This is a genomic window from Streptomyces sp. NPDC059009 (assembly GCF_042740175.1).
Taxonomy (GTDB): domain Bacteria; phylum Actinomycetota; class Actinomycetes; order Streptomycetales; family Streptomycetaceae; genus Streptomyces.
This window is the reverse complement of sequence record NZ_JBHYJB010000005.1, coordinates 1-18,029: the sequence shown is the minus strand read 5'-3', so window position 1 is coordinate 18,029 and position 18,029 is coordinate 1. Positions and strand designations below refer to the sequence as shown.

Below are 18,029 nucleotides of genomic sequence, written 5' to 3'. Positions count from 1 at the left end.
CCTTCGTGCGCGCGGACGACGTACGTACTTCACGGAGGACGCACGCAGGTACTTCGCGGAGGACGTACGTATGTCCAGCATCCGCCCGCAGGGCGCGGACCACCAACCGCAGCGGGCGCTGCCGGGCCCGACCGCGCAGGTCAGGCGCCCTGGCCCCGCTCTTCCCTGATCTGCGAGACGACCCGCGCCACCGTCCCGCGCACCGCCTCCGTCTCGGTCAGGAAGTGCCAGTAGTCGGGGTGGCGGCCTTCGAGCGAGGCGATCGCCCGGTCCAGGCGGGCCACCGAGTCGTCGAGGGGGCGGGCGTGCCGGGGCTCGGGGGTGTGGCGGCCCGCCATGGCCAGACGCTGGGCGTCCCGGATCGCGAAGCGGGTGCGCTCGATCTCCTGCTGCGGGTCCTTCGCGACCGCGTTCAGCCGGCGCAGCCGGTCGCCGGCCGCGGACACCGCCTCGTCCGTCGAGTTGAGCAGGGCGCGGACCGTGGAGAGCAGCGCGGTGGCGTCCGGCCAGCGCTGGTCGTCGCGCGCCTGCTGGGCCTCCTTGAGCTTGGTCTCGGCCTGCCGCACATTCTCCCCGGCCTGGTCGGGGACCCGCTGGAGGTCCTGCCAGCAGGCGGCGGCGAACCGGCGGCGCAGCTCGCTGAGGACCGGGTCGACCTGGCCGCTGCGGGTGGTGAGCGCCTGCGCGCGCGTCCGCAGCGAGACGAGCCGCTTGTCGATCTCCTTGGCCCGCTCGGGCAGCCGCTCGGCCTCGGCGCGCACGGCCTCCGCGTCGCGCAGGACGCGGTCCGCGCGCTGCAGCGTCTCCGGCACGCCATGGCGGCCCGCGCCCTGGTTGAGCTTGGTCAGCTCGGGGCCGAGGGCGGCGAGGCGGGCGGCGAGGTCGTCGGCTCTGAGGCCCGCGGCGCGCACCGCGTCCAGGGCGTTGCTGGCGGCGAGCAGGGTCTGGCGGGCGCGCTCCACCGCCGGGGCGAGCCGGGCCAGCTGCGTCTCGGCCTTGTCGAGGAGCGGGCCGAGCCCCTGCGAGAACCGCTCCAGGTCCTGCTTGGCCCGGGTCAGCTCGTCCTTCGCCTGGGTCAGCTCGGTGCGGGCGCGGGCGGCGACGGAGCTGTCCAGGTCGTCCCGGTCCAGGTCGTGGGCGTCGACCGCCGTGATGTAGCGCTGGCTGACCTCGTCGATGCGGTGGCCGAGCGCCTCGAAGTCGGTGACGGCGCGCTGGGCGGCGGGGGTGGAGTCGACGGCGACGATGGTCTCGATGGAGATCCGCAGATCGCGCTGGGCCGTGTCCAGCTCGTAGAACGCGGCCGCCGCGGCGTCCTTCGCGGCCTGCGCCTCGGCCCGCACGCTCTCGCCCCGGCCGCCGAACCAGCGCCGGGTGCCGCCGGAGGCGAAGGCGGCGGGGAGCGTGGTGGCGAGCAGTGGGAGGGGCAGCAGCATCAGCGTCAGCGTGTCCGCGACGGCTGGGAGCAGGCGGCGGGAGCGGCGGGCGACGGGAGACGCGGGTACGAAGGACCCATGGCGGCGTCGGTCCGCGCGCGGCTCGCTCGGCGTGTGCGGCCGCGTAGGTGTCGTCGCCGTCACTTCCCTCTCCCGTGCTGTCATTCACCCTGCCCGGTGTCCCATTCTCCCACCCGGTAAAGACGAACACACCGGGCGGATAGTTCGCACCGCGCACGGTGACTTTGCCCGCCGGCGGGACGGGCCGTCGCGCAGCTCGTGACGGGTTTGCGAGCCGGGCCCACCGGCAAGGTAGGCTGTCGATTCAACCCGGGCGCGTAGCTCAGCGGTAGAGCGCTGCCCTTACAAGGCAGATGTCGGCGGTTCGAAACCGTCCGCGCCCACCAGCGACTGAGACCCCCAGCCAACTGCGGCTGGGGGTCTTTGTCATGCGGGGCCCGCGAGGTGGTGCGGGCCGTGCGTCAGCACTCCATCGTCCAGGTGTGGGAGTCGCCGCTGTCGTTGCCCCAGCCGTTGGAGTTGATCTCCTGGCCGGGGCCGAGACAGACCGTGCCGAGGCCGATCAGGCCCGGGTTCTCGTAGACCTGGACGTGGTCCTTGATGCCGGGGCCGGAGATGCCGTGGTTGGCCCACGAGGAGTCCTGGTCCTGGATCGGGTCCTCCCAGTCGTGGTCGTCGCCCGACCAGTTGGTGCGCTGGCCGCCGAAGTCGGCGTCCGTCCAGGCGCAGAACTGGCCGCTCGGGCACGAGGCCGCCTGGGCGGTGCCGGTGGTGGTCATGAAGGCGCCGCCGAGCGTGAGCAGGGTGGCCGAGAGCAGGGCGAGTGGCTTGTTCATCGAGAGACGTTCTCCTTCTGGTACCGGTGGGTGTTCTGGTGCCGGTGGGTGTTCTGGTTTCGGCGGGTGAGTTGAGCCTTCGCCCGGCTCAGGGCGCGGGCGCGCAGCCGCTGCCACTCCGCGATGTCGGCGCGGTGGCGGTCACGGACCGAGGCGAGGCTGTCGTGGCCGTGGGCCGCCTCGGGCTTGAGGTTGTTGACGATCGTGGAGGCGTGGAACCAGCGGCGCTGGTCGCCGTAGAGGGAGCGCTGGGCGGCGGCCAGGCAGCCGTCGGTGTGGGCGCGCACCGAGTAGCCGGTGGGCAGGGTCAGGGAGAGCTCGGTGCGGCCGGAGCCGAACAGGGCGCCGGACATGCGCTGTTCCTCGGCCTCGCTCCTGGCGTGCCGTCCCGGCCGGGGCGGGGTGAGGCCCTGGCGGAGTAGGCAGCGGTCCGTGAGCTGCTGTTGCGCGGTCCTGATGATGTCGGCCGAGGAGAGGACGTGCGGGCGGGCCGGGGCGGGTGCGCAGCCGGTGAGGGCGCTCAGGAGGACGGCGGCGCACAGGGCGAGGGCTCCGGCGGTGCGGTGCCGGGCGAGTAATGCCCTTGCCGGCACCGGGAGTTGGGGAGGCGTGCTGGTCATCTGCGGTGGCTCAGCCCGGCTCGCAGCCCATGGTTTCGTGGCTGACGCCGTCGAGTTTTCCGGCCCACTCCCAGTTCTCGGAGTAGTCGTCCTTGCGGATCTCGCGGTACAGGCAGCCCGAGCCGGAGCCGAAACTGATCGCGTACACAGTGCCGTTGACCTTGGACTCGAAGGAGTGGGCGTTGTGCGCCGTGCCGTTCTCCGCCTCCGCGTAGCCCGGCGGGCCGTAGCACCAGGCCGTGCCCATCATGTTCGGCTGCGTCCAGAAGCAGACCTGGTTGGGCGGGGTGGCTACGGAGTGTGCTTGTGACGGGGCGGTGTCCGGGGTGGCTGCGGCCGTTTGGGCGAAGGCCGTGAGGGCCGCTGCCAGGACGGCGGCAGGGGCGAGGAGGGCGCGGTGGCGCATGTGAGTGGCTCCCCAAGTGCGGTGATTACGTTGGGTGATTGCGTTGCGTGTTCAGCAATACCCCAGCCGTCGCCGCGCGCAGTCATCGGTCCACTCGTACCGGTGACTAGTCGTACCGCGGGAGCCGCATCGGTTACGTGGGGTCACATCCGTCACGTACGGAGGGCGCCTCCGGCGCGTACTGGGAGCCGCGTCCGTCACGGTCAGGAGCGGCGCGTGGGGTGGGTGCGGCGGTACCTGCGGTCCCAGCGCTCCATGCGGTCGCGACGGACGCGGTACGCGTGGTAGTTCGCGGCACCGAAGCCGCCGCCACCACCGCCACCGCCACCGCCGCCGGAACCTCCCGCGCCAGCGCCAGCGCCACCGCCCCCGCCCGCGGCACCGGAGCCGGAACTCCCGGACCCGGAGCGGGGCTTGAGCTCGTCCCGGTACTTGACCATGAAGTAGAGGAGTGCCGCCGCGGCCAGCCAGAACAGGTGGTTGGCGAAGCCGAGGCCGATCAGCAGCACGAGCAGAGCAGTGAGCAGAACAGTCATGTCGTGATTACCTCCGCGGGCTCACAGGGCTGGAGTTCCTGGAATCGCGGGGAGCCGTACGGCGAGTCAACGCCCGCCGTAGCCGCCTGTCAACGGCTTTCGTCGGCGCCGGAGTCGGGCGGGGGCGGAGTGGTGTGGGCGTGCTTGAGTTGCGCGCGTGCCGTGACCGCGTCGGGCCCCGACAGCTCCTTCCAGAAGCGGTGGCAGCTGATGAAGACGGCCAACTCCCGCTCCCTCTCGCGGAGTTTCTCGACCTCGGCCTGCTCGTCCGGGGTCCAGCCGGGAGATGCGGGGCGCTCCACCTTGCGCCAGCCGCCGCCGTCGCTGAAGCCGTCGAGGGGCTCGACGGACCAGGGGAGGCGCTTCAGGAGGGCGATCAGCTCGGACCGGACCTGGTGCAGTTCCTCCTGTCCGGCGAGGAGGTCGCTGGGGAACTCGTACGCGGAAGACGACGGTGATGCAGCCACGCGGGAATGCTACTCCTGTTCGAATTCGAGAGGCGAGTGAAGCCGGTGGAGTGTCTTGATCCGGTCCGGGGGGGCGGAAGGGGAGGGTGGCGAGGGTGGGTGAGGGTGTCCGGATGTGACAGGGAATCGTCATTGCGGCCATGGGGGCGGGGCGGCGAGCATGAGGACATGCCCCTTCCGCACCGAGTCGTCATCGTGGTCTTCCCCGACGTCGACCTCCTCGACGTCACCGGCCCGGCCGAGGTCTTCGCCCTGGCCAACCGGGAGACCGGCGGCCGCGCCGGCTACGAGGTGCGCCTCGCCGGTCCGGCCGCGGGCCCGGTGCGGACCTCGGCCGGGGTCCGGCTGCTCGCGGACCTGGCCTTCGACGACGTGGGCGGGCAGGTGGACACCCTGCTCGTGCCGGGCGCCGTCGACATGGCCGAGGCGGGGCCCGTGGCCCGTATCGACGCGGACGTCGTGGCCTGGGTGAGGGCGACCGCGCCGCACGCCCGGCGGGTGGCGTCCGTCTGTGTGGGCGCCCATGTACTGGCCGCGGCGGGCCTGTTGGACGGGAAGACGGCGACGACCCACTGGTCGACCGCGAGCCAGCTCGCCGCCGACCACCCGGACGTCACGGTCGACCCGGACCCGATCTTCGTCAGGACCGACCGGGGCCGCCTGTGGACCGGGGCCGGGATCAGCGCCTGTCTGGATCTCGCCCTCGCCCTGGTCGCCGAGGACCAGGGCGAGCAGACCGCGCTCGCGGTGGCCCGGCACCTGGTGATGTACCTCAAGCGGCAGGGCGGCCAGAGCCAGTTCTCGGTGCCGCTGCGCCGCTCGGCCACCGCGCGCCGGGACATCGACGAGCTCCGGCTGTGGATCGCCGACCACCTCGACCACGACCTGTCCGCGGCGGCCCTGGCCGAGCGGATGTGTCTGAGCGAGCGGCACTTCGCCCGGGTCTTCACCCAGGAGACGGGCAGCAGCCCCGCGGTCTACGTCGAGGCCGCGCGCATCGAGGTCGCCCGGCGCCTCCTCGAGACGACCGACCAGCCGCTCGACCGGATCGCGGCCGCGGCCGGGCTCGGCTCGGTCGAGACGCTGCACCGGGCGTTCCGGCGGCAGCTCGCGACGACGCCGGTGGCCTACCGGCGCCGCTTCCGCACCCAGACCGCCTGACCGCGCCACGCGCCACCTTCCACGCACGACCTTCCACGCACCACATTCCACGCACCACATTCCACGCACCTCTCTCACCCACCACCGAGGCCGGCTCCGCCCTGCCCGAAACCGCAGTGACACCTGTGAAGTGACACTTGTGAAAGGACCCCTGATGAGCACGAACACCACCACCACCTCCACCACCCCGTCCAAGACCCTCCGCGACGTCGTCGGCCTCGACAGCACGCCGCCCCGCCTGAGCGAGTCCGTCCTGGTCCTGATCGACTTCCAGAACACCTACCGCGAGGGCGTCATGGCTCTGGAGGGGGCCGACGAGGCGCTCGCCGCCGGGGCGCTGCTGCTTGAGCGCGCCCGGGCTGCCGGCACCCCGGTCGTCCACGTCGTCAACGACGGCGGCGAGGGCACCCCGTACGACATCCGCGCCCACATCGGCGCGATCAGCGACGAGGTCGCCCCGGCCGACGGCGAGACCGTCGTGGTGAAGCAGTTCCCGAACTCCTTCCACGCCACCGAGCTCGAGAAGACCCTGACCGGCCTGGGCTTCGGCCCGGGCAGCGGCAAGGACCTCGTCCTGGCCGGGTTCATGACGCACATGTGCGTGGCCTTCACCGCCCAGGGCGCCTTCAACCTCGGCTACCGGCCCACCGTCGTCGCCGAGGCCACCGCGACGCGCGCTCTCCCTGGGTCGGACGGCTCGGTGGTGCCTGCGGCCGCGCTGCACGCCGCCGCGCTGACGACCGTCGGGGACCTGTTCGGCGTGGTCGTGCCGACGGTCGACGGCGTGCCCGCCTGAGTCCTGAGTCCTGAGTCCGAGGGGGCGGGGAGCGCGGAGCGCGGCTGGGGGCGCCGGGAAACTTTTTCAAGATTCTTCGGGGAAGGTGTCGATCCGGCGCGGCGCCGTTCGACGCAGGGGTGAGAGGCGGAAGAGTCCGCCGCACCACTCAGACCGAGGAGTCACCATGCCGCGCTTCCTGACCATGATCCGCGTCGACGAGCAGAATCCCCCGGCCGAGGGCTCGGGGTGCGACTTCGACGAGCGCATGAGCGCGCTCTTCGAGGAGATCACCAAGGCCGGGGTCATGCTCGACACGGCCGGGCTCAAGCCGACCGCCGAGGGCACCCGGGTCACCTGGGACGGTGGCCAACTGGGCTACACCGACGGCCCGTTCACCGAGACCAAGGAGGTCGTGGGCGGCTACTCCATCATCCAGGCCAAGGACAAGGCCGAGGCCCTGGAGTGGACGAAGCGGTTCCTGGAGATCCACCCCAAGGAGTGGACCGTCTCGGCCGAGATCCGCGAGATCGAGGAGATGTGAGGACGTGAGGGACTGACCGGTCGCGCTTGCCCGCCCTCTCGATGGCTGCTCTGATGGGTGCCCGTGACGGCAGGAAGCGCGACCGGACCGGTCCGGACGACGGTCGAGGCGGTCTTCAGGATCGAGTCGGCGCGGATCATCGCGGGCGTCGCCCACATCGTGCGCGACGTGGGCATCGCCGAGGAACTCGCACAGGACGCCCTGGTCGCCGCGCTCGAACAGTGGCCCGCGGCGGGGGTGCCGGACCGGCCCGGCGCATGGCTGATGACCACGGCGAAGCGGCGCGCCATCGACCTCGTACGCCGCAAGGAGACGTACGCGCGCAAGCTGGCGGAGGTCGGCCGGACCCTGGAGGACGTGCCGCCGCCCGACCTCGCCGACGCCGGCGACATCGACGACATCGACGACGACCTGCTCCGGCTGATCTTCACCGCGTGCCACCCGGTCCTGTCGACCCAGGCCCAAGTCGCCCTCACGCTGCGCCTGTTGGGCGGCTTGACGACGACGGAGATCGCGCGCGCGTTCCTGGTCTCCGAGGCGACGGTGGCCCAGCGCGTCGTACGGGCCAAGCGGTCCCTCGCGCGGGCGCAGGTCCCCTTCGAGGTGCCGGCCGCCGCCGAGCGGCCCGCGCGCCTGGCGTCCGTCCTCGACGTCATCTACCTGATCTTCAACGAGGGTTACGCCGCGACGGCGGGCGACGACCTGCTGCGCCCCGCCCTGTGCGAGGACGCGCTCCGGCTCGCCCGGGTGCTCGCCGGGCTCATGCCCGAGGAGCCCGAAGTGCACGCGCTGTCCGGGCTGTTGGAGTTCCAGGCGTCCCGCTTCACGGCCCGCACGGGGCCCGAGGGGGAGCCCGTGCTGCTCGCTCGGCAGAACCGGGCCAAGTGGAACCGCATGCTGATCCGCCGCGGCTTCGCCGCCCTGGAGCGCGCCGGGATCGGCCCGGGCATGGGTCCCTACGCCCTCCAGGCCGCGATCGCCGCGTGCCACGCTCAGGCGGTCCGTTACGAGGACACGGACTGGACGTCGATCGCCGCCCTCTACGGCCGCCTCGTCATCCTCACCCCGTCCCCGGTGGTGGAACTGAACCGCGCGGTCGCCGTCTCCATGGCCCACGGCCCGGCGGCGGCCCTGCCCCTCGTGGACGCCCTCGCGACCGAACCGGCCCTGAAGGACTACCACTTGCTGCCGAGCGTACGAGGAGACCTGCTGGAGCGGCTCGGGCGCACGGAAGAGGCGCGGGCGGAGTTCGAACGGGCGGCGTCGCTGACGCGGAACGAGCGGGAGCGGGAGCTTTTGCTGGGGCGGGCGAAGGGGCTGGGGCAAGGACCGGGGCAAGGGCTGGGCTAGGCCCTCTGGGAGCCTGGCGCTCGGCCCCGTTCGGCCCCGTTCGGCCCGGCTCCACTCGGCCCCGCTCGGCCCCGCTCGGCCCGGCTCGGCTCTGCCCGGCTCTGCCCGGCTCGGCCCCGGCCCCACTCGGCCCCGGCCCTGCTCGGCCTCGGCGCGGCTCGGCTCCGCTCGACCTCGGCCTCTGCCCGGCCCGGCTCGGCCCGGCTCCACTCGGCCCCGCTCGGCCCGGCTCGGCTCTGCCCGGCTCGGCCCGGCCCGGCTCGGCCCCGGCCCCACTCGGCCCCGGCCCGGCCCGGCTCGGCTCGGCCCGGCGCGGCCTCGGCCCGGCCTCGGCCCGGCTCCGCTCGGCTCGGCCCGGCACGACCCCGCTCGGCCCCGCGCAGCCCTCAGCCCTCCCTCATCAGCCCTCCCTCAGCCCTGCCCCCCGCGCGTCCGCCGCCTCCAGCAACTGCCGCTCCCGTTCTGCGCTCATCGGCTCCGGCCGGTCCGTCGCGCGGTACGCGCCGAACGCCTCCTCCATGCCGCCGGGGGCGAACAGCCAGGCCGCCGTGTCGTGGAGGGACTCCGTGACCGGGCGGCAGCGCAGGCCCGCCGCGGTGGCCCGGGCCGACGACGCCTGCCAGACGGCGGCCGTCGGACCCGACTGCGGGGCCCAGAGCGGGAGTTCGGTCCAGATCCGCACATCGTGTTCGGTGAGGAGGTCGTGGTCCACCCAGACCAGGTCCGCCCGGCCGCCGGTCTCTTCGACGCAGGTGCCGAGGAACTCGCCCCACGTGGTGTTGGCCGGGTCGCCGGTGACCAGGTACGTGGCGGCGTCCTCGGCGTTGTCTGCGTCCTCGGCCGCGATCCGGTCCAGGCCGAAGGCGGCGATGTCGCGCGCGTCGATGAGGCGCATCGGGTCGTCGGGGGAGCCGGGGGCGAGGATCCGGCCGCCCTGGGCCGCGCGCCGCAGCCACCATGTGGTGCGCCGGGCGCGGTCGTGCGGGCCGATGATGAGGCCCGGTTCGAGGATCAGGGTGCGGCCGGGGAAGCCCCGCTCGACGGCGAGGGTGCAGCCGACCTTGAGGGTGCCGTAGTCGCCGTCGTCCGGGCCCGCCTGGGGGTCGCCCTCGCGGCGGGGCGCGTCCTCGTCGACGGGCTCGGCGGGCCAGCCGGAGCGGGCGTTGACGGAGGAGACGAAGAGATACGCGGCGGCCGAACCGGCCAGGGCCCGCACCGAGTCCGCGACGGTGCGCGGGGTGTAGCCGCAGACGTCCACGACCGCGTCCCACGGCCCCTCGGTGGCGAGGCGTGCGAGGTCGGCCGGGCTCTCGCGGTCGCCGTGCAGGACCCGTACGCCCTCGGGGTCGGAACCGGTGCGGCCCCGGTTGAAGGTCGTCACGTCCCAGCCGCGGGCCACCGCCTCGTCGACGAACGCCCGGCCGAGGAAGACCGAGCCGCCGATCACCAGAAGTCTCATGCCCCGACTCTGCGCGGTCGCGCGCCGGGAAGAAAGGGCGGTATGCCGACGGCGAAGCGCCGGGCGAGGCAAGCTGGAGGCATGTGCCGCAGCATCAAGACACTCCGCCCGCCCGTGCTCCCCGAAGAGGCCACCGAGGAGGAGATCCGCGCCGCCGCGCTCCAGTACGTGCGCAAGGTGTCCGGCTTCCGCGCCCCGGCCGCCCACAACCGCGAGGTCTTCGACCGCGCGGTCGACGCGGTGGCGGAGGCGACGGCGGAGCTGCTCGCGCACCTCGAGGTGCGGGGCGCCAAGAGTGCCAAGAGCGCGTAGCGCGCGGGGCTACGTCGCCGGAGCCGGGCGGCGCATCATGAAAGCCGCCGCCGCGCCCGCCCCGAACAGCGCGAGCACCGAGACGCCCGTCGCCAGCCAGGTCGCGCCGAGCCACTGGCCGCCGAAGTAGCCGAGGCCGACGCTGTAGAGGGCCCAGGCCACGCCGGCCAGGGCCGACCAGGGCAGGAACTCGCGCACCGTGCGGTGTGCCGCGCCCGCGCCCAGGGAGACGACCGAGCGGCCCGCCGGGGCGAACCGGGCCAGGATCACGAGGGCGCCGCCGCCCCGCTGGAGCGCCGCGCCGAGCCGTTCCTGCGCGCTCGTGAGGCGGCGGGAGCGGGCGATGGCGCGGTCGAAGCGTTCGCCGCCGCGCCAGGCGAGCCGGTAGGCGAGGAGGTCGCCGAGGACCGAGGCGGTGGCCGCGCACAGCGTGAGGACCAGCATGTCGGGGACGTCGCGCGGGACGTGTCCGGAGTTGGTCCCGGCGGCCGCCGCCGCGGTGGCCGCCGTGATGACGAGCACGCCGCTGGGCAGCACGGGGACGAAGACGTCGCAGAGCACGGAGACGACGACCACGACGTAGATCCATGGGCTGCCGGTCAACGCACCCAAGCTCTCAAGCACCGAACAAACTCCCCATGTCCCCGTTTCCCCCTTGCACCCCCATCATCGGCCCTGGTGCCGCGGTGACTGCTGGGGCGGCCGGGGCTGATGACAGCTGTACAGCGTACGCCGAGCCCTCGGGCGGAGATCCGCTGGGGGCTCAGATGTTCGCTACATCACGTTCACCCACCTGCCGTCCCCCGCGGAGCGGCCGCCCTTCACGTCCCGTACCAACGAAGCAGGACACGACAAGGGGGCGAGGCGAAGGAGAGCACGGACATGGTGGCAGGGATGCTGGCCGGCGCGGTGGCGGCGGCGGTGCTCGCGGCGGGCGGCGGCTCGAGCCCGGGTGCCGCGGATTGTTACTGGGTGCGGGCCTCGGCGCAGTTCGCGCCGCCGACGGCGCTGATCCCGTCGCCCGCGATCACGTACGACATGAAGCTGGTCCCCGCGGCGGCGTGGATCCGGGTCGAGCAGCGCAGCGACGAGCGCGGCACGACGGTCGGGCTGCGGGTCACGGGCCTGAAGGCGGGCCACAAGTACGGCGTGCACGTCCACCAGAAGCCCTGTGGCGCCGACCCCGCGGCGGCCGGCGGCCACTACCAGCACCGCCCCGACCCGGTGCAGCCCTCCGAGAACCCGGCCTACCGCAACCCCGACAACGAGGTGTGGCTCGACTTCACGGCGCGGGCGGACGGCTCGGGCCGGGCGAGCGCCCACCACCGCTGGGGTCTGCGCCCGGGCGGGGCCCAGTCCGTGGTGCTCCACCGCGAACAGGGCGGCGCGGGCGACCGGGTGGCCTGCTTCACCGTGCCCTTCGGCGCACCGCCCTTCTCGTAGAGCCCGCTCTCGGAGAGCCCGCGGACACAGAGCGGCGCCCCTTCCCTCGTACGAAGGAAGGGGCGCCGCCGTGGGGCAGGGGTGCCGTCAGGCGGCGATCGGTGTGCGGTCCGACGCCGACTCCTGGCCGTTCGCGCCGCGCGCGGCGAAGAGCCGGTCGAGGCCGAACGCGCCCGAGCCGGTGAAGACGAAGAGCAGCATGGCCCAGCAGAAGATCGCCGACGCCTCGCCACCGTTCTCCAGGGGCCACAGGGCCTCTGGCTGGTGGACCTTGAAGTAGGCGTAGGCCATCGAGCCGGACGAGATGAACGCCGCGGCGCGGGTGCCGAGGCCGAGCATCACCAGGGCGCCGCCGACGAGCTGGATCACGGCCGCGTACCAGCTGGGCCAGGCGCCGACCTCGGGGGCCTTGCCGCCCATCGGGCCGCCGAGCACGTCGAAGAGCGTGCTCGCGCCGTGGCAGGCGAAGAGCAGGCCGATGACTATGCGGAACAGGCCGAGGGCGTAGGGCTGGGCGCTGTTGAGACGTCCAGTCATGGTGGGGACTCCTTCGGTTTTGGGGACGGGTAACCGAGCGGAGGCCCTAGGTTAGGCGCACCTAATCAATGCTTGCAAGTTCAACATCTGGCCATCCCGGGCATTCCGCTTCCCGGTTCTGGCAGCTACCGGCCAGTTCCACTTGCGCCTCCGTCACCGTCCGCAGTACGGCTCGTGCCACCGCGTCCGCGTCCGACAGGGTCACCGAGTCGACCCCGGGCCTGGCCCCGGCGGCGGTCACCCAGTGCACCCCCTCGGTCGGCACCCCGAAGGCGAACCGCCGTGCGTGGGCGCGCCCTTGACGGTCCAGGAGGCGGTACGGGCGCGGGGTCACGTCGAGTCCTCCGGTTTCGTACCCGTCGACCACATGAGGGCGGCACTGTCCGGTCTTCAGGAGCCGCCCGAGCAGCTCGTCCCGGGTGCGCCGGAGGTCCGGCTCGGGGAGCCGCGCCTCGATCAGCGTGCTCACCCGCACCCCGGAGCCCGCGACGTCGGGGGAGCGCGCGTGGAACGCCCCGTCCTCGGCCCGCACCTCCAGCCGCGGACCGAGCACGTCGAGGACGCCCGCCTCGATCAGGGCCGTCATCTCCTCGACCCGGCGGCGGGGCGGCCCGATCGACAGGAAGGCGTTGAGCGGGGTGTACCAGCGGTCGAGGTGTTCGCGCCGGGAGGCCCCGGTCAGACCGCCGTGGTCGACGATGAGGCGCAGCTCGTTGCGGAGGTCGCGGAGCACGTCGAGGGCGGCCTTGCGGGGGCCCGCGACATTGCCGAGCGCGGCCTGCGCGGCGTCCTCGCGCAGATGGGCCAGGAGCCAGCTCCGGTGCTCGCCCGGGGAGCCGAAGGCGCGGTCCGCGTGCGGCCTCGACAGCCGGTCCCAGGACCAGCGCTCACCCTCGCCCACCCCGAACTCGTCCAGAACCAGGGCTTCTTGGGGGCTGCGGTGCCCGGTGGCGAGGAACCGCTCGCGGAAGGCGGCGCCGCCGCGCTCGCCGAGGAGCGCCGCGTAGTAGACCGTCTCCACTTCCTTGGCGACCAGCGGCCATATCTCCGCGAGGAAGTCCGGGGCGTCCCCGCTGTCGGCGCGCTTGCGGAAGCGGGCTATGACGTCACCGGTGAGCACCGCGGGCCGGTGCCGTCCGTAGGGGCCCTTCTCGTTGTCACCGCGTGCCTGATACGGGATGCCGCGCCGCGAACCGGCGTACAGGCGCGGCTCGTTGCCCGAGGCCAGATACCGGAGGCGGCCGTCGGCACCCCGCTCGTACCGCCCGCCGCGCCCCTCGGTCAGCAGCGTCATGTGGTCGAAGAAGTTGAGACCGAGCCCGCGCAGCAGCACCGGCTCGCCGGGGGCCAGCGGCGACAGGTCCAGGTCGGCCGGGTTGGCGGGCGCGAAGTGGCGCAGGCCGTGGCGGGCGGCGTGCTCGGCGAGCCGCTCCTGCCCCCGGCCGGCGATCGCGGGCAGATGCCCCTGGGCGAGCACCACGGCGGCGAGCCCGGTCAGTTGCCGCCCGTCGTCGAGTACGAGGGCCTGACGCCCGCCCTCGTCACCGTCCAGATCCTCCAGCCGCACCGCACGGGCGGCGTGCACCTCGACGCGCACCGTGCCCGGGGCGGCGCGCAGCACCTGGGCGAAGACCCACTCCAGGTAACGGCCGTAGCAGGCACGCGTGGGGTAGTCGTCGGGCCCGAGCCCCGGTTCGCACCTACCGACCGCGCCGCTCGCGGCCCATTCGTACAGACTCGGTCCGGGCCGCACGGGCCCCGCGCAGTCGACGCTCTCGTCGGTGAAGAGGGTCACCTGGGAGGCGACCGTGTTCATCAGCAGCTCGGGCGGCTGCGCGGTCCGCCAGACGCGGCCGGGGCCCGGGGGCGCGGGGTCGACGACGTGGACGGTCAGGCGGGTGCCCGGGGCGAGGAGTTCGGCGGCCGAGGCGCACAGGCGCTCCAGGACGCTGGTGCCTCGGGGGCCCGCGCCGACGAGGGCGACGGCGAGCGGGATGTCGTCCGCTGCGGACAGCTGAGGCTCGTTCACTGCGGACAAAACTGTGACTCCCGGGGCGTGTGGGGCGCGTCAAGCGGGGGTGCACGCGCAGCGTGCTCGTCGAGGGGCGGTGGCCGGGTGACGGGTGGGACGGATGGTCCGCCTCATCCTGCCGCCGGAAGTCCCGCAGCAGAAGCCCGTAACGGACGATCCGCCTCCGGGTGTGGTGTGAGTCACTCCTCGGTGAGCGTGCTCTCCGCCACCGCTTCCAGACGCACGCCCCTACTCCCCGTCGCGCGCGCCTGCTCCAGACGCAGCCCCGCCGAACGCCCGCGCAGCGTCAGCGTCATGAGCTGGTTGCCGAACCAGGGCCCGCCCGTTCTGCGCCACTTCACGGGAGTACGGGGGAGACGGCCATGGCGGGCGAAGCGGCGCCCCAGCGCACGCCCCGCGCGGCTCCAGCCGAAGCGGAAGCCCAGCCGTATCGAGGCGTGGATGGAGTTGTGGACGGGCGAGCAGGTCAGCTGGAGCACCCGCGAGTCCGGCCCCGAGCCCGCCGTCCACTCCGGTTCGGCGACATACGCGTGGTGCACGTCCCCCGAGAGCACGCACACCGTGGCCGGGGCGTCCGGCCCCGAGCCCGCCTCGGCGATCAGCTCCGTCAGCGCGGCGAACGACGCGGGGAAGGCGGCCCAGTGCTCCAAGTCCGAGCGCCGGCGCAGGTCTTCACCGATCCGGGCCCAGCGCGCTCCGCGCTCGCCCCGGCACAGCGCGGCGTTCCACCCCTCCGCGTCATGGATGAGATGCGGCAGCAGCCAGGGCAACGAGGACCCGATCAGCAGGTGATCGACATCCCCGTCCAGGGCCTGCTCCCGCAGCCAGCGGGCCTCCTCCGGGTCGACCATCGCGCGCTGCTGCTCGTCCAGGACGCGGGCCGCCCGGGTGTCGACCATGAGCAGCCGCACCCGCCCGAAGTCCCGCCGGTAGCTCCACCGGGCCGCGCCCGGTTCGGCGTCGGCCTTGGCGGCGAAGGCGCGCAGTGCGTCCGTGCCGTCGGGGGTGGCCCGCACGGCGGCATACACCTCGTCCCCCGCCAGCTCGCCGGGCGGCAGGTTCCCCAGGTGCTGGTGGACCCAGTACGACATCAGGCCGCCGAGCACCCGCTCGCGCCACCAGGGGGTGGCCCGCATCTCGGCGAGCCAGGAGGCGCTGGTGTTCCAGTCGTCGATGACGTCGTGGTCGTCGAAGATCATGCAGCTGGGCACGGTGGAGAGCAGCCACCGGACCTCGGGATCGAGCCACGACTCGTAGTAGAGCCGGGTGTACTCCTCATAGTCGGCGACTTGATCCCCCGGCGGATCGTCCAGGCTCCGCCGGGCGGCGAGCCAGCGCCGCGTGGCCTTGGAGGTCTGGTCGGCATAGACCTGGTCACCGAGCAGCAGCAGTACGTCCGGCCGCTCCGCCCCCGGGTCGGCGGCGAGCCGCGCGGCCAGCGTGTCCAGGGCGTCGGGCCCGACGGGGTCGTGCTCTCCCGAGGGCGGGGCGGCCCAGCGGCAGGACCCGAAGGTGACCCGGAGCGCGCGCTCGCCCTCGCCGGGGGTGCGGATGACGCTGGCCGGAAAGGGCGAGTCGGCGAGCGGCCACACCACGCTCTCTCCGAGCCGCACCTCATAGGCGGTCTCGCTCCCCGGCCGCAGCCCGCTCACGGGCACGAGCGCATAGTGGTGCCCCGCCACCTGAAAGGTGGCCGCGCTCCCCAGCACCCTTCCCCCGCCCCGCACTTCGGCGGTGCAGGGCCGGTCGGCCTCGACCCAGACGGTCGCCGTCGAACCGTCGACGTACCTCAGCAGTGGACCAAGGCGCAGCCGTGCCACGGTGATCACCCTCCTCCGTCGCCCCGTACGGTACGGAACGACGAAGGCGGGCGGGCCGGTTCCTCCCTATCGGAGGGTTCCTCCCGATCGGGGGTCAGCAGCCGTCGAGGATGCCGGAGAGGGCCTTCTTCTCGGCCGGGTCGACGGTCAGGTCGTAGTGGTGCTTCACGTCCACCCACATCCGGGCGTACATGCAGTGGTACGAGGTGAGCGACGGCAGCCACTCGGCCGGGTCCTGGTCCCCCTTCCCCTGGTTGACGTTGTCGGTGACGGCGATCAGCTGCGGCCGGGTGAGGTCATTGGCGAACCCCTGCCGCTGCGCGGTCGTCCACGCGTCGGCCCCCGACTTCCACGCCTCGGAGAGCGGCACCACGTGGTCGATGTCGAGGTCGGAGGACTTGGTCCAGTCGGCCCCGTCGTAGGCGGAGTGCCACTTCCCGGAGACGGCCGCACAGCTGCCGTCCTGCTGGACGTCGGTGCCGTCGCGCTTGAGGACGACCTCGCGGGTGTTGCACGCACCGGACTGCGTGATCCAGTGCGGGAACTTGTCGCGGCTGTAGCCGTCCGACGACCCCTCGGCCTTCTCGGTGAGCTGCCCGAGATAGGTACGGGCGGTGGCGGCGCTGACCGGGTCCGGGGGCGCGGCCTGGGCGGGGGAACCGGCGAGGAGGGTGGCGGCGGAGACGAGAACGGTGAGTGAGGCCGAGACGGTGAGTCGACGCGCGTAGACGCGGGACATGCGAACTCCCTTGGTGTGGGGGGACATTGGCCGGTGGGGCGTGGCCATGGTGGCGCTGTGGGGTTTCCTGCAGGTGTGCGCCAGGTGACAGGGTCGCGTCAATGGGGTTGGGAGTTCAAGAGGTCTGGCGGGGTGTCATGTCAGGGGGGAGGGCGGGGAGTTGGCGTGACGGGGTGGGCCGGTGCCGATTTCGGGGGTGTGCTGGTGCTGTCTTCGGGGGTTGGGCTGGCGTGACCTTCGGGGGTGGCCGGTGCCGTCTTCAGTGCTTATGTGCCGGTGTCGTCGGGCGCGCGTGTGGCCCGCGTCACTCATCTCCCGGGGGCGAAAGGCCCTGGTGGGGGGTGTCCGGAAGTCACGTACGATGGATGGCGCAGAAGGGGAGTAGCTCTTCGCCGGACCGTCGACATACTGCTCGGCCATCGCTGGATGGCTGGGCCGGCGCCCGGAGGCGGGTCCCACGGGACCGGCCAGCGAGACCTTCGGCAAGCAGTGCCTGGCGTACACGCGTGTGTGTGCGCTGTCCGTGCGCTGCCATGCCGAGGTGTCGTACGTGACGGAGCGCGCACTCTCGGTGGGGCAGTCCCGACCGATTGAGGAACCCTTGATCAGCATCAGCGTGATGGCGCTCGTCTTCGGCGTCGTCTTCCTCGCCGAACTCCCCGACAAGACGGCCCTGGCCGGGCTCGTCCTCGGCACGCGCTACCGCGCCTCGTACGTGTTCGTGGGGGTGGCGGCGGCGTTCGTGGTCCATGTCGTGCTCGCCGTGGCGGCGGGCAGCGTCCTGACCCTCCTCCCGCAGCAGCTGCTGCAAGCCCTCACCGGTGTCCTCTTCCTTGGTGGGGCGGCGATGCTGCTGCTCAAGGGGGGCGAGGACGAGGAGGAGGTCCGCGAGCCGAAGGACCAGAGCTTCTGGAAGGTGTCCGGGGCGGGCTTCATGCTCATCCTGGTCGCGGAGTTCGGCGATCTGACGCAGATCATGACGGCGAACCTGGCGGCTCGGTACGACGATCCGCTGTCCGTGGGGCTGGGGGCCGTGCTGGCGCTGTGGGCTGTGGCGGGGCTCGGGATCGTGGGCGGCAAGGCGCTGATGAAGCGGGTGCCGTTGGCTTTGATCACGAAGGTGGCGGCGTTGCTGATGCTGGGGCTGGGTGTGTGGAGCCTTTGGGAGGCGATTGCGTAGGGGGGTGAGGGTGCCCCTGCGGGGGGCTTCTTCCCCAGTCCCGCCCCTTCCCGAATCCGGCGACTCCGTCGCCCCTGGGGTGCCCTTCCTGGGGCTTTGCCCCTAGACCCCCTGTCGGCGCTGAACGCGCCTCGTCCTCAAACGCCGGACGGGGCTGAAGGGCGCCCCCCCCTCGAGGCTGGGAGGGGCCCGCCCTCGCGGGGGAGGGCGGGAGGGCGGGACGGCCGGGAAGCGGGGAAGGGGGGGGAGCGGGGAAGGGGGGAAGGGGGGAAGGGGGGAAGGGGGGAAGGGGTGACGGCCTGTAGGTGGGTGGTGGCCGGGAGGCGGGGAAGTGCGGGAAGGGGTGACGGCCTGT

The 18,029-nt window shown here is 73.0% G+C and carries 19 protein-coding genes and 1 tRNA gene; 8 read left to right on the top strand and 12 right to left on the bottom strand.

What is annotated here, in order from left to right:
• Positions 1–140: 140 nt before the first annotated feature.
• Positions 141–1,601 carry a hypothetical protein gene (locus ACFWYM_RS06500; RefSeq protein WP_384830902.1) on the bottom strand — a complete coding sequence of 487 codons (1,461 nt, stop codon included), beginning with the start codon at positions 1,599–1,601 and terminating at the stop codon, positions 141–143.
• A 167-nt stretch (positions 1,602–1,768) separates the two neighbouring features.
• Here ACFWYM_RS06500 and ACFWYM_RS06495 point away from each other — a divergent pair.
• A tRNA-Val gene (locus ACFWYM_RS06495) sits at positions 1,769–1,843 on the top strand.
• Positions 1,844–1,918: 75 nt separating this feature from the next.
• Here ACFWYM_RS06495 and ACFWYM_RS06490 read toward each other — a convergent pair.
• The 5 genes from ACFWYM_RS06490 to ACFWYM_RS06470 form a co-directional block, all read right to left on the bottom strand.
• Positions 1,919–2,293 carry a peptidase inhibitor family I36 protein gene (locus ACFWYM_RS06490; RefSeq protein ID WP_384830899.1) on the bottom strand — a complete coding sequence of 125 codons (375 nt, stop codon included), beginning with the start codon at positions 2,291–2,293 and terminating at the stop codon, positions 1,919–1,921.
• Positions 2,290–2,913: a hypothetical protein gene (locus tag ACFWYM_RS06485; protein WP_384830896.1), complete on the bottom strand. Its 624-nt coding sequence runs from the start codon at positions 2,911–2,913 to the stop codon at positions 2,290–2,292. Before ACFWYM_RS06485 ends, ACFWYM_RS06490 begins: the two co-directional genes overlap by 4 nt.
• Positions 2,914–2,923: 10 nt before the next feature.
• Entirely contained in the window at positions 2,924–3,319 is a 396-nt protein-coding gene (locus tag ACFWYM_RS06480; RefSeq protein ID WP_384830893.1) for a hypothetical protein, read from the bottom strand.
• 203 nt (positions 3,320–3,522) lie between these two features.
• A complete protein-coding gene (locus ACFWYM_RS06475) occupies positions 3,523–3,855 on the bottom strand; it encodes a hypothetical protein (RefSeq protein WP_384830890.1) in 333 nt (110 codons plus the stop codon).
• Positions 3,856–3,944: 89 nt separating this feature from the next.
• On the bottom strand, positions 3,945–4,322 hold the full coding sequence (locus tag ACFWYM_RS06470; protein WP_384830887.1) for a hypothetical protein: 378 nt from the start codon (positions 4,320–4,322) through the stop codon (positions 3,945–3,947).
• A 168-nt stretch (positions 4,323–4,490) separates the two neighbouring features.
• On the opposite strand from ACFWYM_RS06470, the gene ACFWYM_RS06465 reads away from it, so the two are divergent.
• The 4 genes from ACFWYM_RS06465 to ACFWYM_RS06450 all read left to right on the top strand — a co-directional run bounded on the left by ACFWYM_RS06465 (position 4,491) and on the right by ACFWYM_RS06450 (position 8,152).
• Positions 4,491–5,483 carry a GlxA family transcriptional regulator gene (locus tag ACFWYM_RS06465; RefSeq protein ID WP_384830884.1) on the top strand — a complete coding sequence of 331 codons (993 nt, stop codon included), beginning with the start codon at positions 4,491–4,493 and terminating at the stop codon, positions 5,481–5,483.
• Positions 5,484–5,637: 154 nt separating this feature from the next.
• Positions 5,638–6,279 (top strand): isochorismatase family protein, encoded by a 642-nt coding sequence (locus ACFWYM_RS06460; RefSeq protein WP_384830881.1) that lies wholly within the window; start codon positions 5,638–5,640, stop codon positions 6,277–6,279.
• A 166-nt stretch (positions 6,280–6,445) separates the two neighbouring features.
• Positions 6,446–6,802 carry a YciI family protein gene (locus ACFWYM_RS06455; RefSeq protein ID WP_384830878.1) on the top strand — a complete coding sequence of 119 codons (357 nt, stop codon included), beginning with the start codon at positions 6,446–6,448 and terminating at the stop codon, positions 6,800–6,802.
• Between the two features lie 57 nt (positions 6,803–6,859).
• Positions 6,860–8,152, top strand: coding sequence for an RNA polymerase sigma factor (locus ACFWYM_RS06450; protein ID WP_384830875.1), 1,293 nt, complete (start codon positions 6,860–6,862; stop codon positions 8,150–8,152).
• Between the two features lie 400 nt (positions 8,153–8,552).
• Here the strand turns inward: ACFWYM_RS06450 and ACFWYM_RS06445 are convergent, their stop codons facing one another.
• Positions 8,553–9,611 (bottom strand): NAD-dependent epimerase/dehydratase family protein, encoded by a 1,059-nt coding sequence (locus ACFWYM_RS06445; protein WP_384830873.1) that lies wholly within the window; start codon positions 9,609–9,611, stop codon positions 8,553–8,555.
• An 81-nt stretch (positions 9,612–9,692) separates the two neighbouring features.
• On the opposite strand from ACFWYM_RS06445, the gene ACFWYM_RS06440 reads away from it, so the two are divergent.
• On the top strand, positions 9,693–9,923 hold the full coding sequence (locus ACFWYM_RS06440) for a DUF2277 domain-containing protein (protein ID WP_384830870.1): 231 nt from the start codon (positions 9,693–9,695) through the stop codon (positions 9,921–9,923).
• Between the two features lie 9 nt (positions 9,924–9,932).
• On the opposite strand, the gene ACFWYM_RS06435 is transcribed toward ACFWYM_RS06440, so the two are convergent.
• Positions 9,933–10,547, bottom strand: a complete 615-nt coding sequence (locus tag ACFWYM_RS06435) for a DedA family protein (RefSeq protein ID WP_384830867.1) — start codon at positions 10,545–10,547, stop codon at positions 9,933–9,935.
• 258 nt (positions 10,548–10,805) lie between these two features.
• On the opposite strand from ACFWYM_RS06435, the gene ACFWYM_RS06430 reads away from it, so the two are divergent.
• Positions 10,806–11,366, top strand: coding sequence for a superoxide dismutase family protein (locus ACFWYM_RS06430; RefSeq protein WP_384830865.1), 561 nt, complete (start codon positions 10,806–10,808; stop codon positions 11,364–11,366).
• 87 nt (positions 11,367–11,453) lie between these two features.
• Here the strand turns inward: ACFWYM_RS06430 and ACFWYM_RS06425 are convergent, their stop codons facing one another.
• The 4 genes from ACFWYM_RS06425 to ACFWYM_RS06410 all read right to left on the bottom strand — a co-directional run bounded on the left by ACFWYM_RS06425 (position 11,454) and on the right by ACFWYM_RS06410 (position 16,494).
• On the bottom strand, positions 11,454–11,903 hold the full coding sequence (locus tag ACFWYM_RS06425; protein ID WP_384830862.1) for a DoxX family protein: 450 nt from the start codon (positions 11,901–11,903) through the stop codon (positions 11,454–11,456).
• 61 nt (positions 11,904–11,964) lie between these two features.
• On the bottom strand, positions 11,965–13,941 hold the full coding sequence (locus ACFWYM_RS06420; protein ID WP_384830859.1) for an FAD/NAD(P)-binding protein: 1,977 nt from the start codon (positions 13,939–13,941) through the stop codon (positions 11,965–11,967).
• Between the two features lie 173 nt (positions 13,942–14,114).
• The gene (locus ACFWYM_RS06415; protein ID WP_384830857.1) at positions 14,115–15,755 is read right to left on the bottom strand and encodes an alkaline phosphatase D family protein; all 1,641 of its coding nucleotides are present in this window, start codon (positions 15,753–15,755) and stop codon (positions 14,115–14,117) included.
• Positions 15,756–15,849: 94 nt separating this feature from the next.
• Entirely contained in the window at positions 15,850–16,494 is a 645-nt protein-coding gene (locus ACFWYM_RS06410; protein ID WP_384830854.1) for an HNH endonuclease family protein, read from the bottom strand.
• A gap of 601 nt (positions 16,495–17,095) precedes the next feature.
• On the opposite strand from ACFWYM_RS06410, the gene ACFWYM_RS06405 reads away from it, so the two are divergent.
• On the top strand, positions 17,096–17,674 hold the full coding sequence (locus ACFWYM_RS06405) for a TMEM165/GDT1 family protein (protein ID WP_384830851.1): 579 nt from the start codon (positions 17,096–17,098) through the stop codon (positions 17,672–17,674).
• Positions 17,675–18,029: the final 355 nt, after the last annotated feature.

Bases quoted from the DNA above. Each gene is read 5' to 3' on its own strand.
- ACFWYM_RS06500 (WP_384830902.1), bottom strand. From the start codon at position 1,601: ATGACAGCACGGGAGAGGGAAGTGACGGCGACGACACCTACGCGGCCG.
- ACFWYM_RS06490 (WP_384830899.1), bottom strand. From the start codon at position 2,293: ATGAACAAGCCACTCGCCCTGCTCTCGGCCACCCTGCTCACGCTCGGC.
- ACFWYM_RS06485 (WP_384830896.1), bottom strand. From the start codon at position 2,913: ATGACCAGCACGCCTCCCCAACTCCCGGTGCCGGCAAGGGCATTACTC.
- ACFWYM_RS06480 (WP_384830893.1), bottom strand. From the start codon at position 3,319: ATGCGCCACCGCGCCCTCCTCGCCCCTGCCGCCGTCCTGGCAGCGGCC.
- ACFWYM_RS06475 (WP_384830890.1), bottom strand. From the start codon at position 3,855: ATGACTGTTCTGCTCACTGCTCTGCTCGTGCTGCTGATCGGCCTCGGC.
- ACFWYM_RS06465 (WP_384830884.1), top strand. From the start codon at position 4,491: ATGCCCCTTCCGCACCGAGTCGTCATCGTGGTCTTCCCCGACGTCGAC.
- ACFWYM_RS06460 (WP_384830881.1), top strand. From the start codon at position 5,638: ATGAGCACGAACACCACCACCACCTCCACCACCCCGTCCAAGACCCTC.
- ACFWYM_RS06455 (WP_384830878.1), top strand. From the start codon at position 6,446: ATGCCGCGCTTCCTGACCATGATCCGCGTCGACGAGCAGAATCCCCCG.
- ACFWYM_RS06445 (WP_384830873.1), bottom strand. From the start codon at position 9,611: ATGAGACTTCTGGTGATCGGCGGCTCGGTCTTCCTCGGCCGGGCGTTC.
- ACFWYM_RS06440 (WP_384830870.1), top strand. From the start codon at position 9,693: ATGTGCCGCAGCATCAAGACACTCCGCCCGCCCGTGCTCCCCGAAGAG.
- ACFWYM_RS06430 (WP_384830865.1), top strand. From the start codon at position 10,806: ATGGTGGCAGGGATGCTGGCCGGCGCGGTGGCGGCGGCGGTGCTCGCG.
- ACFWYM_RS06425 (WP_384830862.1), bottom strand. From the start codon at position 11,903: ATGACTGGACGTCTCAACAGCGCCCAGCCCTACGCCCTCGGCCTGTTC.
- ACFWYM_RS06410 (WP_384830854.1), bottom strand. From the start codon at position 16,494: ATGTCCCGCGTCTACGCGCGTCGACTCACCGTCTCGGCCTCACTCACC.